The organism is Asticcacaulis sp. P2_B1, from assembly GCF_056404915.1.
In genome coordinates, this window is sequence record NZ_JBFUDD010000005.1 from 189,170 (window position 1) to 204,140 (window position 14,971).

Here is a 14,971-nt window from a genome sequence, read left to right on the forward strand (position 1 = left end):
GGGTCCAAAGTCCGGCCTATGATTGGGTCATCACATCAAGGAGGCCGAGATGAAAAAACGACTGATAACGGGCTTTGCAGCCGCGCTGATCATGGGCGCCATGACGTGCGATGCCCGGGCGGCGCAGGCCGACATGCTGGTGACGCCGCAATGGTTGTCGGCGCATTTGGGCGATCCGGATCTTGTGGTCCTGCATGTCGGCGACAAGGGCGATTACGGCGCCCACCATATCCCCGGCGCGCGCTATGTCGATCTGATGGATATCGCGGTAGAGCGCGATGGATTGAGCATGCAATTGCCGACGGCGGCCGAGTTAAAGCAGCAATTGCAGGCCCTGGGCATTTCCGACCGGTCGCGTATCGTCGTCTATTACGGCAAGGATTGGATATCGCCGGCGACGCGCGTCGTCTTCACGCTTTATGCTGCCGGCCTGGGCGACAGGGTGTCGCTGCTCGACGGCGGCATGAGCCGGTGGCAGCACCATGGCGGCGCCATCAGCGATAAAAAAGTGCCCGCTGCGACCGGTGTTCTGTCGGACCTGCATCTGCAGCCGGTCATCGTCGACGCCAATTTCGTCAAGGGGCATATGAACGCGCCCGGCTATGACATTATCGACGCCCGCGCCCAGGTTTATTATGATGGCGTGCAAGCCGGCGGCGCCATGTGGCATCAGCGCAAGGGCCATATCCCGGGCGCCAAGAGCATCCCCTTTACCAGCTTCACGCGCGATGATTTGACGCAAAAGACGGCGGACGAGACCCGGGCGATCTTTGCCGCGGCGGGCGTCAAGCCGGGCGATCATCTGATCGTCTATTGCCATGTCGGCCAGCAGGCGACCGCGGTGCTGTTCGCGGCGCGCGAGGTCGGTATCGATGCCGTGCTTTACGACGGCTCGTTCGAGGACTGGTCGTTGCATGACGGGGCAGTGTCATCGGGGGAGGGGCGGTGATGCGGCCCTATCTCAACCCCTATGTCGCCGGTGTCGGCCTGGGTTTGGTCCTGCTGGTTTGTTTTGTTGTGACGGGCCAGGGACTGGGCGCTTCCGGCGCCTTTGGCGAGGCGGCCAGCGCCACGATCTCAGCCGTCGCGCCGAAGCAGGCCACCGCCAATGCCTATGTCCAGAGCTACGTCCAGGGCGGAGCGCCATGGATCGTTTTCGAGGTCCTGGGGATTGTCGTGGGGGGCGCCCTATCGGCGGTCCTGGCCGGCCGCTTCAAGGTCGAAATCGTCCGCGGGCCGGCAACGGGCGTGACGCCACGATTGCTGGCTGCGGTGGCCGGCGGGGTGTTGATGGGCGTGGGCGCCGTGCTGGCGCGCGGTTGCACCAGCGGCCAGGCGCTCAGCGGCGGGGCGATGCTCAGCGCGGGAAGCTGGGCCTTTATGCTGGCTGTGTTTGTGGCCGGTTACGGCGTGGCGCCCCTGTTTAAAAGGCTATGGTCATGATGGCTTCTTCTCTAATAGTCGCTGCAGCGATCGGCGTCGCCTTCGGGGCCTGTCTCGAACAGGCCGGGCTCGGCGATGCACGCAAGCTGGCCGGCCAGTTCTATCTGCGCGACTTTACGGTTGTGAAGGTGATGTTCAGCGCCATTGTCATCGCCATGCTGGGGACCTTCTGGCTGGGGCGGCTGGGTTTTATCGACCTGGCGGCGATCTATGTGCCGGAGACGTTTTTGGCGCCTCAGATCGTGGGCGGGCTTCTCTTCGGGCTTGGCTTTGTCCTGAGCGGATTGTGTCCGGGCACGTCGTGCGTTGCCGCCGCCAGCGGCCGCGTTGATGGTTTGGCGACCGTGACGGGACTGTTCACTGGTGTGCTACTGACAGGGCTGGCCTTTCCGCTGATCGGCGGTTTTTATGGCAGCACGGCTTTGGGCGTGCTCACCCTGCCGCGGCTGACGGGCCTGCCCTATGGCGTCGTCGTGACCGGCATCGTGGTCGTCGGCGTGGCGGCTTTTTACGGCATCGAACGTTTCGAGAGGCGGTCATGAGTGTTACACGTCGCCTGGGCGCCGGCGCCCTCGTGCTCGGCATGGCCGCCGGTTTCGCCGGCAGCCCCTATCGCGCTGCGCGCGGCCGTATCGACATCGAGCAGACCGTGCGGACAATTCTGGACGGTGGCGATCATGTCAGCGCGCTGCAAATGGCCGGCTGGATCAAGGACCGCAAGCCCGGTTTGCGTGTCATCGATGTCCGCTCGCCGGCCGAGTTCGCGCAATATGCCATTCCGACGGCGGAAAACCTGCCGCTCGAGGCCCTGATGCACGCCAGTTTCGCGCCGCATGAGACCGTCGTCCTCTATTCCGAAGGCGGGGCGCATGCCGGCCAGGCGTGGATGTTGCTGCGGGCCATCGGTGTCAGCAATGCCTGGTTTATCGCGGGTGGCCTGGCCGACTGGGATGATGAAGTCATGGCGCCGGTGGTTGTGCCGGGCACGCAGGCGGAGGCGACTTCGGAGATCAGTCGCTATTTCGGCGGCGCGCCTTCGGTTGGCGATAGTGCGTCGTCTTCGGGCGCTCCGCTTGTGCGGAGGCGCGGATGTTAGACGGAGCCCTACGACGGCCGGTGGTCGATTTTGATGCCTTGCGGGCAGTGGAGTTTTCGCGCCTCGACGAGCAAGGCCTGGCCTATCTCGATTTTGCCGCCAGTGCGCTTTATGGCGCGTCACAGGTCGCGGATTATGCCCGGCGCTTGACGCGCGGCGTCTACGGCAATCCGCATTCCGAGCACGCGCCGTCACAAGCCAGTGCGCGGGAGTTGGAGCGGGCGAGGGCGGCGGCGCTGGCTTTTTTCGACGCCGACCCTGCCGTCTATGAGCTGTGTTTTACCGCCAATACCAGCGCGGCCTTGAAACTGGTGGCGGAAAGCTATCGCTTCAGTCCGGGGCGGGGCCTGGTTCTGGCGGCCGACAATCATAACTCGGTCAACGGCATGCGTGAATACGCCAGGGTCGCGGCCGCGCCAGTCCATATCCTGCCGCTGAACGACGAGATGCGGCTGGATAGCGCGGATGAGCGTATGAGCCAAAGTGCCGTACGCATGGGCGGCGGGCTGCTGGCCTTTCCGGTGCAGTCGAATTTCTCAGGTGTCCGGCACGATCTCGGCTCGGTTCGGACGGCGCAGGATCTGGGTTTCGATGTGCTGCTGGATGCCGCCGCGGTCGGAGCGGCCGGCGGGGTCAGCCTGCGCGAACATCCGGCGGACTTCCTCGCCTTTTCGTTTTACAAGCTGTTTGGCTTGCCGACCGGGATGGGGGCGTTGATCGTCAAACGTACCGCCCTGGCGCGGTTGCGACGGCCGTGGTTCGCCGGCGGGACGGTCGATTTCGTCTCGGTCGAGCACGATCGCCATCAATTGACGCGCGGGCATGCCGGTTTCGAGGACGGCACACCGAACTTTCTCAATGCCGGCGCGGTGGTCAACGGTTTCGACTTTTTGGCGGGGATCGATCGCTGGGAAATAGCGGCGCGACTCCATGGCTTGACGGCCTATTTTCTCGAGCGCGCCAGATCCTTGCACCATCGTGACGGCTCGCCGCTGGTGCGCCTGTATGGGCCGCAGGATATGGTAGATCGCGGTGGTACGGTCGCTTTCAATCTTTTAGCGCGTACCGGCGCGGCGATTCCGTTTGCGGCTGTCGAACGCCACGCCCATGGGCGAGGCGTGGCGATCCGGGGCGGGTGTTTCTGCAATCCAGGCGCGGCGGAAGCGGCGTTTGGTTTCGCAAGGCTCGGTGTCATCGCCTGCCTCGATCGCTTGCGCAATGACTTCAGCGTCCCGGCCTTTCAGGCCTGTGTGGGCGCCGAGCATGCGGTGGGCGCGTTGCGATTATCGGTCGGGTTGCCGACCCATATCCGCGACCTTGACCGCGCCCTCGCTGTGATGAAGTCATTTGCCGATAGCGACCTTAGGCCGGCAGACGCAGGCGCGCCTTGACGTCCAGTTGCGGTTTGGCGCGGAAGGTGACCTTGCGCATCAGTTCGCGGGCAGGGCGTTCGACGGCGTGGTGCATGACCATGGCGGCAGGAATAACGCCGAGATAGAGGGCCAGCCACAGCGGCAGGGGCATGGCCTCCGGGTTGATATGCAACACCTTTTGCAGGCCTTCGACGAAGACCAGTTGCCACGGAATACAGATCATATAGACGGCGAAACTGACCTCGCCAAGATAGACGAACACCTTGTGCGCCAGGAACTTCGAGCCGGAGCTCGACAGCGAGGCGAGGCCGAAGATCAGGCCACCGCAGGCAGCGACGCTGACAAAGTCGGGCAGGCCGAAGGTCGTTGCGGTCACCAGGCCGGCGACGGAGGCAGCCGTCGTCAGCCAGGGGCCCAGGCGACCGGTCATTACCCGGGCGTTCCACGCCAGCCAGACGGTGCAGCCGAGGGCAAAACACGGGACGATACGCAGGGCGCCCCACAGGATGGTGGCGCGGGTCAGCGGGAAGCCGGCGACAGCCTCGAAACCGATATAGAGTGCAACCAGCAGGCCGAGCGCCAGGCCGACGGCCAGGCGCGGACGGTTCCACAGGCGGCAGGCGATATAGGCAAAGGCGGGGAAGGTGAGATAGGCGAACCATTCGGCCGAGATCGACCACGACGGATGGTTCCAGCCGCCGCCCTGGCCGAGGCCCCAGGCTTGGGTCAGGGTGATTTGGGCGGGCAGGGACGACCAGACGATCAGCTTGTCGCCGGCATTGATGCCGATCACGGCGAGGGCGCCGATGAGCAAGGCCAGGCCGGCCAGGATGGCGATATGCAGCGGATAGATCCGCGCCAGTCGCGCCCAGATGAATTCACGATAGCTGTAGCCGCCGTCCTTGAAGCGTTCGAGATAGACGTGGCAGAGGATGAAACCCGACAGGACGAAAAACAGCTCGACCCCGAGATAGCCCTTGGCGACGAAGGCCGGCATGGGGCTGCCGAGATTTTCCCAAAAATGGAAAGCGACGACCCACATGGCGGCGAAAAAACGCATCGAGGTCAGGGATTTGAGATTTTGCGGCATGGTGTGTTTCAGTTTGATATACAAAAGGGCGAGTAAGGTTCTCTGAACAGGCGAAATGCAACATTCGCGCCGACAGTTGGCCCTTGCCAAAACGAAGCCGGACTTGTCTTGTGACGTCCCGCCAAGGAAAAGTCCTTCATGAGCCTGCTCGAAATCGTGGCCAATCTACTGACCATCGCCAGCGTGCTGCTGACGGTGCATCTGAAAAAGAGCCTCTACCCGGTCGGCATCGTCGCGACCGCCTTGTTCTTCTTCGTTTTCTGGAACGCCAAACTCTATGCCAGCGCCGGATTGCAGGTCTATTTCACCCTGGTCCAGTTCTATGGCTGGTGGTTCTGGTGGCGGGGCGATAAGGGCAAGGCGCCGGCCATAGGCAACTGGTCGTGGGGCACGGTGGGCCAGTTCAGCCTGCTGGCCGCGGCCTTTACCGCGGCGGTATCGTTCGCGCTTTATCGTTTTACCGACGCCAAAACCCCGGTCGGCGATACGGCCATACTGGCGCTCAGCGTGCTGGCGCAATTCCTGCTCGACCGCAAACAGATGAAAAACTGGATCGTTTGGGGCGCCGTCGATATCATTTCGATCTATGTCTATGCCGGCCAGAAGCTGTGGCTGACGGCCGGGCTCTATGCCATCCTGCTGCTCAATGTCTTTTATGGTTGGCACGTCTGGCGCAAGGCCAGATTAGGTGAGGCGGCGTCGTGACGCTCAAACCTGACAACGGGTTCCTGCTCGGCAAGTTTATGCCGCCGCACAATGGCCATGCCTTTCTGTGCGACTTTGCCCGCGCCTCTTGCCGGCATCTGACGATCCTGGTGTGCTCGCTGCCGGGTGATCCTATCCCTGGCGAACAGCGCTTTCACTGGATGCGCGAGATGTATCCCGATTGCCGGGTCTTGTGGTGTCATGAGGTCCTGCCGCAGGAACCTGCCGATCATCCCGATTTCTGGGCGATCTGGCGCGACGTCGTGGCGCGCTATGCCGGCCGTCCGGACGTTGTTTTCGCTTCCGAAAGTTACGGGCTGCGTTTGGCCACTGAGACCGGCGCGGTGTTCGTGCCCGTTGACGTGGCGCGGTCGGCGGTGCCGGTATCGGCGACGAAAATCCGCGCCGATCCGTTCGCCCATTGGCGCTTTATCCCGAATGAAGTGCGGCCGTATTTCGTCAAACGGGTCTGTGTCTTCGGGCCGGAATCGACCGGCAAGTCGACCCTGGCGGCGCATCTGGCCGCACGCTTCGACACGGTCTGGGTACCGGAATATGCCAGGCTGTATACGGAGATATTCGGGACCAGGGTCGCTGCTGACGATCTCCTCCGAATCGTCCAGGGCCAGATGGCGAGCGTCACGGCGGCCAAACGCCAGGCCAACCGCATCCTTATCGAAGACACGGACGCCATCCTGACCGCAGTATGGTCGGACATGTTGCTTGGCGGGCGGAGGCATGACATCGAAGAGGTCGCCGATCCCGCCGATCTCTATCTGCTGTGCGACGTCGATGTGGCGTGGGCCGACGACGGCACGCGCTATTTTCCAGGTGACGAAGATCGCCGGCGCTTTTTCGCTCTGTGCCAGGCTGAACTGACGCGCCGCGGCTTGACCTATGCGGTGATCGGTGGCGACTGGGCGCTACGGGAGCGGGCGGCTGAAGCGGCGATTCGTGAGGCCTTCCCGGGAGTTGGGGGCAAGGCATGAAACTTTCTGCAATCGTGATCAGCGCCGGGTTGGCGGCGGCAACCGGCGGAGCGATAGCCGAGCCATCGGATACACCCCCTGCGGATGCCGTCACTGTCGTGGTGACGGCGCGCAAACGTCAGGAGGCGTTGGTCCTGGTCCCGCAAAGCGTCACGGCCTTTCCCGGGCAGACCCTGCGCGAGCTCAATATCACCGACTTTACCGGTTTTGCCACCAAGACGCCCAATCTGGCCCTGGCCTACGGCAACGGCGCGACAGCCATCGGCGATGCCCGCACGATGGCCATCCGCGGCGTATCGGGCGCCGGCACGACGGCCGTCTATATCGACCAGACGCCTGTGCCGGATTCGATCGATCCTCGCGTCGTCGACGCCGATCATATCGAGGTCCTCAAAGGGCCGCAGGGGACGCTGTACGGCGAAGGCTCGATGGGCGGCAATGTCAGGATCGTCACCAACGCGCCCTCGCTGAAGTCCGGGTCGCTCGATCTCATGGCCGAGGCGGGTGTGACCTCGCATGGCAGCAGTGCGAATGGCGGGCTGTCCCTGATCGGCAATATCGTGGCCGTGCCCGACAGGATCGCCGTGCGCATGGTGGTTTTCGCTGATCACGATGCGGGCTATCTGTCGCGGATATATCCCGGCTCGTCCGGTGCCCCGGTCGTTGGCGGCGATCAGGCAGCGCAATCGAGCTATGGCGGCTCCGTCACCGGCCTGTTCCGCCTTAGCGACCGTCTTGACCTGACCTTGCGCGTGATGGGCCAGCGTCAGGACGACCTGGGTTTTCCGGCGGCGTTTGCGCCCTTGCCAGGCTTCCGGCCGCGCTACAGCCTGCCGCGCGCTTTCGACATCCAGCCTAAAGTCCGGGATCAATGGCTGCTGCCGACCATTGACCTGCGTTATCGCGGTGAGGGCTGGGAGATCGATTCGACGACCAGCTATTTTCAGCGCGAGATCCGTGAAGTCGAGTATTCGACCACCGGCACGGCGCAGTTTCTCGACTACATCGCGACACCTTTGGCGTCCCAACCCTATGTCTGGCGCGGCCGGCGCAGCCGCAGCCAGGTGTCGCACGAGACCCGCCTGTCGTTCGGCGACGATGCGCATTTACGCGGCGTGCTGGGGGCCTTTTATTCCAGGGGACGCGACGATTTCGTCATCTCGCCGATTTCGGGGACAGGCCTGCAAGCGGGCGGCTTCTGGCCCAACGACCTGTTGTGGCTGTCGGATATTCGTGAAACGCAAGCGAATGCGGCCTTGTTCGGCGAGCTCTATTATCCGGTCCTGCCGCGCCTGACCCTTACTCTCGGCGCTCGGCAATATTGGCTGCGCCAGACCTATCATATCATGGCCGATGGCTATCTCGACGGCGGGTTGACCGACAATCCGCCCGGCAGCAATCGCGAGAGCGGCATGAGTCCCAAGGCGGCTCTATCCTTTCAAGCCGACGCCGCGACCCAGGTCTATATTTCGGCCGGCAAGGGGTTTCGCGCCGGCGGTTCGGGCCAGGCGGTGATTCCGCAGTGCGACGCATCGCTGGCGGAAATTGGCCTCAGCGCCGACGCTGCGCAGCGGTACAGTCCCGACACGGTGTGGAGCTACGAGGTCGGCGCCAAGCATCAGTTGACGGCTCGTGGTCTGCTGATGACGGCCGCGCTTTATCATCTCGACTGGGACCGCATCCAGCAGAGCGTTTTTCTTCCCAGTTGCGCCTTTATCATCACCACCAATGCCGGGGCGGCGGCGGCGGACGGCGGTGAATTCGAATTGGCCGGACAGGTGACGCCGCGGCTTAATATTCGCTTTGGTCTCGGCTATGAAAATGCCCGGATCACCAAGGCGGGGGCTTCGGGCCAGGCGGTGGGATCGCGAGTCTACCAGACGCCGCGGTGGACCGTGACGACGGCGGGCTATTACCGGTGGCCATTGCGCCATGGTGCTTCGGGTTTTATCGGCGCCGACGCAAGCTATATCGGCGATAGCATTTCCAACAACAGCGGCGGAGGATTGGCCCTGGTGCGGCCGGCCTATGGGTTGATCAATGCCCGTTTTGGTGTGGACTGGGGACACAATGAAGTGTCGTTGAATATCGGCAATTTGACCGATACGAAGGCGAACCTCGGTGACCTCGGTTATCTCGGCTATGCTCAGCACGACGTCAATTCACCGGATATGCCGGTGCCGCAGGTCGCGGTGTTACGGCCTTTGTCGATGATGATTCAGGTCCGTCGCCAGTATTGACTGCATTGCGTCCTGGCGGAAGTCAGGACGCCGTCATGATTTTCAGGTTTTGGCGGGCGCTATCGCTGCTCCGATCGGCGGCCTTTTTCATCAGCTCCATGGCCTTTTGGCGGTCCTGTTTGACACCTTCGCCATTGTAATAAAGGGTGGCGAGGTTGACCAGGGCGCTTTGATTGCCCTTGTCGGCGGCCTTTTGGTAATATTCGGCGGCCTTGGCGGCGTCCTTGGGGACGCCGAAACCCTGATCGTAGATGACGCCCAGATTATAGAGAGCGGTGTCGTAGCCCTTGTCGCCGGCGAGTTGATAATAGTGCAGGGCTCTGGCGTAGTCGCGGGGGACGCCCTTGCCGTCCAGGTACAGGTTGCCAAGATTGGTTTGGGCGGCGGCTGCCTGTTCATCATTGCCGATGCCCTGGTCCAGGGCCCGGGTATAGAGTTCGGCGGCTTTTTTTGGATCGGGCACGACGCCGAAACCGAAGTCATATTGCTCCGCCAGGTGGGCGGTCCCCAGGGCGTCGTTCTGGTCGGAAGCCTTTTGGAACAGGGCGGTCGCCTTGGCGTTGTCGACCTTGACGGTTTCGCCGTTGCGATAAATCATGCCGAGATTGACCTGGGCCGTCTTGTTGCCCTTGTCCGCCGCGGCCTGATAAAGCTCGATGGCCTTGGCGATGTCTTTCGGCCGGGTCCGGCCGTCGTGATAGTCCTGCGCCAGATAGGCCATGCCGTTCGGGGTCAGGCGGTCGGCATAATAGCCTGTAAGGGTACCGGCGACGATGGCGAAACCGGCCAGCAGAAGTCTGATGGCGAGAAGCCGAGATGGCAGGCGCGAAAAGACCAGTGGATTGAACAGAATCGCCGCCGCGGCGGCGGGGAACAGCACGATCAGGATGACGGAGGTGTCGTCGTTCGGCGTGCAGCCGGCCAGGCGGATGGCCATAAAGATGGCAAGGGCGGCAGCGGGCAGGGACAGCAGCCAGCCCACGATATTACCGGTTGTCTTCCACATGGCCCCACCCCCGTTTGCGCACCCGTCTTTGTAAGCCCGGGCGGGCGGTGCTGTCCAGCCGGTATTATCGGCATGGTGTTCTGAGGTCACACAAGGCTTTCGCTGTGCGGCAGGCGGCATAAAATCATCAAAAATAACAAAGGTATACTTGCGTTCAAATGTTGCGTATATGACACAATTGGGGATTTGCGGAATAACATGACACCGAATCATTTGACCCGATGGGGCTCACCTGATTTACAGCGCCCCTCACTAACTACAACTGGGGGATCCCTATGCGTAAAATTACACTTGTCACAGCTCTGATGCTCACCGCCGCCACGTTCGCCGTGTCCGCCAACGCCCAGGACGCCGCGGCTCCGGCTGCCGGCGCTCACACCGGCGCTTACGTCCAGGTCGGCCTGTCCGACACCAAGCTGGACGACGACTACGGCGCGGTCAATTTCGGCGCTGGCTATGACATCAACAAGTATGTCGCCGTCGAAGCCGATGTCGAAGTCGGTGTCACCAACAAGACCATCACCTTCAACGGCGTCGACGTGAAGACCAAGCTGGACTATAGCGTCGGCGCTTTCGTCGTCGGCAAGCTGCCGGTGTCGGCCAATGTCGACCTGACCGGCCGCGTCGGTTACGTCAAGGCGCAGATCAAGGCTTCGGCCGGCGGTAATTCGGCGACCGGCGATGAAAACGGTGCAGCCRTCGGCGTCGGCATCCGTTACTTCCCGAACGGTGGCCTCAACGGCATCCGCGCCGATCTGACGCGCGTCAAGTTCGATGACGGCGATGCCGACATCTATCAAGTGTCATACGTCCGTCGCTTCTAGGTTTTGGATATTCCAAGACAACGAGCCCCTGGCCTTGCGGCCAGGGGCTTTTTTTGTCGTCCGCGGGTGGTCTTGCAAAGCGGGCGGGGCGACCGATATACAGGCTTGGACATCGACAGGAGATCGACATGACGCAAGAGGTTGCCATTCTGGCCGGCGGTTGTTTCTGGGGCGTGCAGGATCTGATCCGGCGCTATCCGGGCGTGATCGCGACGCGGGTCGGTTACAGCGGCGGCGAGGTCAAGAACGCCACCTACCGCAATCACGGCAACCACGCCGAGGCCATCGAGATCGTCTTCGATCCGGCGGTGATCAGCTTCCGACAATTGCTGGAGTTTTTCTTCCAGATCCACGATCCGACGACGGTGGACCGCCAGGGCAATGACCGTGGCGCCAGCTATCGTTCAGCCATCTTCTATACCAATGACGAGCAGAAGCGCGTGGCTTTGGACACGATCGCCGATGTCGATGCGTCGGGTTTGTGGCCTGGCAAGGTGGTGACCGAGGTGACGGCCGCCGGTGATTTCTGGGAGGCCGAACCGGAGCATCAGGACTATCTGGAGCGCATTCCCAACGGCTATACGTGCCACTTTATCCGGCCGGGCTGGAAATTGCCGAAGCGGGTGGAAGCGTAACTACGACCCGACAGGAGTGACATTGTCGTCGGAGTCGCGGTCGATCCATTTGTTGTAGGGATCGACCCCGACATAGGTCGGCTTTCGGGCAACGGTGACCGTGATTTTCTGGACGCCGCTTTTGATCGGCTGGCGGGCGAAGCTCAGCACGTCGCGGGCGTTGAATTTGCCGTCGCCGGGTTTCGCCGTGAAGACACCGATATCGATCGGCTCATTGAGCGGCGCTTCCGTCTCCTTGCCGGTGTCGTTGGCGTAGTATTTGTGCGCCTCGACGGTGAAGGTGACGTCCCACTGGCCGTCGGCGCGCTTTTTTACCACGGCGTCGCGGGCACGCAGGTCAACCAGGGTGATCTTTTCGAACAGGTCGGTGATCAGGGCCTGGTCGCCCGGATCGGCGACGGCGCGCAAGGCGTCGACCAGGTCGGTCGATCGCGGATAGGGCGCGCCCTTGAAGGCATATTTGTCTAGCAGGCTGCGCAGCGCCGCATTGACCTTGTCTTCGCCCAGCCGGTCCTTCAGCAGGTACATGACCAGCGAGCCCTTGTTGTAATGGATATATTGCTGGTTTTCGACGCGGTAGAGCGGCAGCTCGCCGACCTGGTCGAGTTGGCGGCTGCGCAGATAGGTGTCGAGCTCGAACTTGAGGAAACGGCGGATCTGGTCGCGGCCGTACATCTTCTCCATCACCATCAGGGCGGAATATTGCGCCAGGGTTTCCGACAGCGAGGTCGCCCCCTGTTTGTCGGCGCCGACGATTTGATGCGCCCACCATTGGTGCCCTACTTCGTGAGCGGTGACATAGGTGACGTAGTTGATCTTGTCGGGGTTACGGACGTCGGCGATGAAGCCGATACCTTCGGAGAACGGAATGGTGTTGGCAAAGGATTGGGCATAGGTGGCGTAGGTCGGGAATTCCTGGATACGCGCCTGCTTGAATTGATAGGGCGAGAAATTGGCCTGGTAGTAGTCGAGAGAGGTCGCCATGGCGTCCAGCATGCCATCGACATTGTAGGCGTGCTGCTTGTCGTAATAGACCGCCAGATCGATGCCGTTGTGATCCTTGTGCTTTTCCGAATAATGCGCCGACTGGATCGAGAAGAAGTCGAGGATCGGCACGGTGGAGACGAAGCGCGAGGTGCGCCGGCCGTTGGCGATCGTGTTGGCCACGAGGTAGCCGGGGGCGATCGGGGTCTGGTCGGCGACGGTCGAGACGGTGATGTCCGAGGTCGTCCAACTGGCGTGAATATAGTTGTGGGTGTCGCCGGCCGGATCTTCCAGCTTCTTCATGCGTACGACGGGCGGGAGGCCGTATTGCTTGCGCAGGCGCTTGTCCTGGAGCTGGACGGCGGAGCGAATGCCGATCGTAGGGCCGATCTCGTCATTGCTGAGGAATGTGCCGTTATCGACGATGCGCGTGGTGATGCCGTCATTGCCGAAGCCCTTCTGGGCCTGTTCGGCGATGAAGTGCACGGTGCGGCGTTCGCCCGGCTGCATCGGCGTATCGAAGGTTAACAGGCGTACGGCGAATTGACCCATGTTCTTGGTTTGACGGGCGCCGGCTATGGTCAGGGTCTTGTAGTCCAATTGGAACGGCGACTGGATATAGAGTTTGGTGATCGGCGCCGCCGTCTGGTTTTCCAGGGTATAGGTGCCTTCGGAGGTCAGGCGCAGGTCGTGCGGATAGAGATCGACCTTGAGCTTGACGTCAACGACATTGGGCACAGGGATGTCGACGACCTTGGTGAAGGTCTTCTCGAAATCGGCCTGGCCTTTCTCGGAATGGTGACGCGTATAATAGCTGTTGAGGATATTGGTGTTGTAGAAGTTGAAGGCGCCCATGCCGGCAAAGGCGATCAGGCTTACGGCCAGGATCGCGCCCGGCGTACCTTTCAGGCGTCTCGGGATCAGGGCCAGACGGCCCTTCAGGCTGGGGACCTTGCCGCGGCGCCATAGCAGATGGCAGATGACGAGGAGAGTGACGGCCAGGGCTGTCCAGTACAGTTTGAAGGCCAGCCAGCCCTTCCAGAACTGGCCGAGGCCATTCATGTCGGACAAGGGCATGTCGGGGGCGGCGGCATAGAGATAGAGCTTGTGGTCGAAGCCCACGACATTGGCGACGATCATCAGGACGATGTAGAGGACCATGATGCCCCAGCCGACGAAACGATTGGGCGACAGGGATTGCACGAAGATGGCGAGAACAGCCAGCAGGGCGGCATTGACCGTGCTGGGCAGGACCCACCACAGCAGGTATTTGCCGAATTCGAAGTGCGCGTAGCCTCTGATGATCTGCACTACCATGTCGCCCATGACGGCGATGACCGAGGTGGCGAACAGGACAATGATCAGGGCGATCGCCTTGGGGACGATATAGGCCCAGTTGGGGATGGCCGTGGCGTCGATGATTTCATCGACACGGCGCGTGCGTTCGCGCCAGACCAGTTCGCCGCTATAGAAGATGGCGACGATACGTCCGAACAGGACGAAACCGGAACTGACAGCGGCGACCATGACGCGTGTCACCGGATAGACGTCGGTGCCGAAAAGCTGGCTGACGCTGACGGCGATCAGGCCGGTAAAGGCCAGGGCCAGCAGCATGAGAATGATAAAAACCGGACCGCTAAAGACCTGGCCGACCTCGAAACGGGTACGCGTAATGAAAATCGCGATGGCATGGCGGGCGCCGAAGGCCGGATGGGCCAAGGGGGCGGCCAGGGCCCTGGCGGTCGCCTCGGAGGTTTTCTCCTTCTGCTTCTTGTCCGCCTTGCTGGCGGCGGTGTCGAAGCGGACCAAACGCCGTGTCAGGACGATCAGGGCGATGCCAATGGCGGCATAGATCAGGCGGTTACCGGAGATGATCAGCTCGAAGCCGGGCAATTTGTGATTGCTGTCCTCGGGCGTCCAGTAACGCGCCACCTTTCCGATGGCGCCGCTGGCGAAGGGTTCGACCCAGGCATAGATGTCGCGCATGGTATCGTTGGTGCCGGCCACGAAGCTCAAGCCAAAATAGAGAATGAACAGGCCGACGGCGCACAGATAGCTGCCCATCATCGACTTGGTCAGGGTTGCCGCCGTGCCGAACAGGGCGACCATGAACAGGATCGAGGGTAGGACAATGATGAAGTAGCCGTAAAGGTAGGCCGGCATGGATAGCGGCCCCATCGTGTCGCGATCGATCCACGGCATGACCGTGCCGATCAGCATGCCGAGCGGCACCGACAGGAAGCACAGGGCGCAGACCAGAAAGGCGCCCAGCATGCGGCCGATGACATAGTCCGACTTATTGAGGCGCGTCGCGTACAGCAGCGGGCCGAAGCCGCTTTCCGTATCGCGGACGATGACGTTGGCGCCGAAGGCCGTTGCCACGAACATGAAGAAGATGCTCATCAGGAACATGATCATGACGATGGCGATCGGTGCGTTCTTGAAGACATTGCCGCCGCCGACGATCTGTACGGCCGGCGTGGCCATGGCGCCGAAGCTGAGGAGCAGGAAGATGATGAAAGAGACCCAGAAGGTCGGGCTTTTGAGCTGATAGCGCAGCTCGAAACTGGCGATCGAGAGCCACAT

The 14,971-nt window shown here is 62.0% G+C and carries 13 protein-coding genes; 10 read left to right on the top strand and 3 right to left on the bottom strand.

Going from position 1 to position 14,971, the window contains the following annotated elements; translation table 11 throughout:
- Positions 1-49 precede the first annotated feature (49 nt).
- The 5 genes from AC1DX3_RS14155 to AC1DX3_RS14175 are packed head-to-tail and all read left to right on the top strand — an operon-like array spanning position 50 to position 3,930.
- The gene (locus tag AC1DX3_RS14155; RefSeq protein ID WP_476989957.1) at positions 50-949 is read left to right on the top strand and encodes a sulfurtransferase; all 900 of its coding nucleotides are present in this window, start codon (positions 50-52) and stop codon (positions 947-949) included.
- A complete protein-coding gene (locus AC1DX3_RS14160; RefSeq protein ID WP_476989958.1) occupies positions 949-1,443 on the top strand; it encodes a YeeE/YedE thiosulfate transporter family protein in 495 nt (164 codons plus the stop codon). Before AC1DX3_RS14155 ends, AC1DX3_RS14160 begins: the two co-directional genes overlap by 1 nt.
- Complete coding sequence (locus AC1DX3_RS14165) at positions 1,440-1,985, top strand: YeeE/YedE thiosulfate transporter family protein (protein ID WP_476989959.1); 546 nt, start codon at positions 1,440-1,442, stop codon at positions 1,983-1,985. The genes AC1DX3_RS14160 and AC1DX3_RS14165 overlap by 4 nt, the downstream gene beginning before the upstream one ends.
- Positions 1,982-2,539: a rhodanese-like domain-containing protein gene (locus tag AC1DX3_RS14170; protein ID WP_476989960.1), complete on the top strand. Its 558-nt coding sequence runs from the start codon at positions 1,982-1,984 to the stop codon at positions 2,537-2,539. The genes AC1DX3_RS14165 and AC1DX3_RS14170 overlap by 4 nt, the downstream gene beginning before the upstream one ends.
- Positions 2,533-3,930: an aminotransferase class V-fold PLP-dependent enzyme gene (locus tag AC1DX3_RS14175; RefSeq protein WP_476989961.1), complete on the top strand. Its 1,398-nt coding sequence runs from the start codon at positions 2,533-2,535 to the stop codon at positions 3,928-3,930. Before AC1DX3_RS14170 ends, AC1DX3_RS14175 begins: the two co-directional genes overlap by 7 nt.
- Here AC1DX3_RS14175 and AC1DX3_RS14180 read toward each other — a convergent pair.
- On the bottom strand, positions 3,902-5,002 hold the full coding sequence (locus AC1DX3_RS14180; protein ID WP_476989962.1) for an acyltransferase family protein: 1,101 nt from the start codon (positions 5,000-5,002) through the stop codon (positions 3,902-3,904). The genes AC1DX3_RS14175 and AC1DX3_RS14180 overlap by 29 nt on opposite strands.
- Positions 5,003-5,140: 138 nt before the next feature.
- On the opposite strand from AC1DX3_RS14180, the gene pnuC reads away from it, so the two are divergent.
- The 3 genes from pnuC to AC1DX3_RS14195 are packed head-to-tail and all read left to right on the top strand — an operon-like array spanning position 5,141 to position 8,936.
- Complete coding sequence (gene pnuC, locus AC1DX3_RS14185) at positions 5,141-5,707, top strand: nicotinamide riboside transporter PnuC (RefSeq protein ID WP_476989963.1); 567 nt, start codon at positions 5,141-5,143, stop codon at positions 5,705-5,707.
- A complete protein-coding gene (locus AC1DX3_RS14190) occupies positions 5,704-6,696 on the top strand; it encodes an AAA family ATPase (protein ID WP_476989964.1) in 993 nt (330 codons plus the stop codon). Before pnuC ends, AC1DX3_RS14190 begins: the two co-directional genes overlap by 4 nt.
- Entirely contained in the window at positions 6,693-8,936 is a 2,244-nt protein-coding gene (locus tag AC1DX3_RS14195) for a TonB-dependent receptor (RefSeq protein WP_476989965.1), read from the top strand. Before AC1DX3_RS14190 ends, AC1DX3_RS14195 begins: the two co-directional genes overlap by 4 nt.
- 22 nt (positions 8,937-8,958) lie before the next feature.
- Here AC1DX3_RS14195 and AC1DX3_RS14200 read toward each other — a convergent pair whose 3' ends face one another.
- Positions 8,959-9,942 carry a tetratricopeptide repeat protein gene (locus AC1DX3_RS14200; protein WP_476989966.1) on the bottom strand — a complete coding sequence of 328 codons (984 nt, stop codon included), beginning with the start codon at positions 9,940-9,942 and terminating at the stop codon, positions 8,959-8,961.
- A 275-nt stretch (positions 9,943-10,217) separates the two neighbouring features.
- Here AC1DX3_RS14200 and AC1DX3_RS14205 point away from each other — a divergent pair, with 275 nt between their 5' ends.
- Positions 10,218-10,766, top strand: coding sequence for a porin family protein (locus tag AC1DX3_RS14205; RefSeq protein ID WP_476989967.1), 549 nt, complete (start codon positions 10,218-10,220; stop codon positions 10,764-10,766).
- A 128-nt stretch (positions 10,767-10,894) separates the two neighbouring features.
- Positions 10,895-11,401 (top strand): peptide-methionine (S)-S-oxide reductase MsrA, encoded by a 507-nt coding sequence (msrA, locus tag AC1DX3_RS14210; protein ID WP_476989968.1) that lies wholly within the window; start codon positions 10,895-10,897, stop codon positions 11,399-11,401.
- Here msrA and AC1DX3_RS14215 read toward each other — a convergent pair whose 3' ends face one another.
- On the bottom strand, positions 11,402-14,971 hold the full coding sequence (locus AC1DX3_RS14215; RefSeq protein WP_476989969.1) for an ABC transporter permease/M1 family aminopeptidase: 3,570 nt from the start codon (positions 14,969-14,971) through the stop codon (positions 11,402-11,404).

Bases quoted from the DNA above. Each gene is read 5' to 3' on its own strand.
- AC1DX3_RS14170 (WP_476989960.1), top strand. From the start codon at position 1,982: ATGAGTGTTACACGTCGCCTGGGCGCCGGCGCCCTCGTGCTCGGCATG.
- AC1DX3_RS14165 (WP_476989959.1), top strand. From the start codon at position 1,440: ATGATGGCTTCTTCTCTAATAGTCGCTGCAGCGATCGGCGTCGCCTTC.
- AC1DX3_RS14215 (WP_476989969.1), bottom strand. From the start codon at position 14,971: ATGTGGCTCTCGATCGCCAGTTTCGAGCTGCGCTATCAGCTCAAAAGC.
- AC1DX3_RS14155 (WP_476989957.1), top strand. From the start codon at position 50: ATGAAAAAACGACTGATAACGGGCTTTGCAGCCGCGCTGATCATGGGC.
- pnuC (WP_476989963.1), top strand. From the start codon at position 5,141: ATGAGCCTGCTCGAAATCGTGGCCAATCTACTGACCATCGCCAGCGTG.
- AC1DX3_RS14180 (WP_476989962.1), bottom strand. From the start codon at position 5,002: ATGCCGCAAAATCTCAAATCCCTGACCTCGATGCGTTTTTTCGCCGCC.
- AC1DX3_RS14200 (WP_476989966.1), bottom strand. From the start codon at position 9,942: ATGTGGAAGACAACCGGTAATATCGTGGGCTGGCTGCTGTCCCTGCCC.
- msrA (WP_476989968.1), top strand. From the start codon at position 10,895: ATGACGCAAGAGGTTGCCATTCTGGCCGGCGGTTGTTTCTGGGGCGTG.
- AC1DX3_RS14195 (WP_476989965.1), top strand. From the start codon at position 6,693: ATGAAACTTTCTGCAATCGTGATCAGCGCCGGGTTGGCGGCGGCAACC.
- AC1DX3_RS14160 (WP_476989958.1), top strand. From the start codon at position 949: ATGCGGCCCTATCTCAACCCCTATGTCGCCGGTGTCGGCCTGGGTTTG.
- AC1DX3_RS14175 (WP_476989961.1), top strand. From the start codon at position 2,533: ATGTTAGACGGAGCCCTACGACGGCCGGTGGTCGATTTTGATGCCTTG.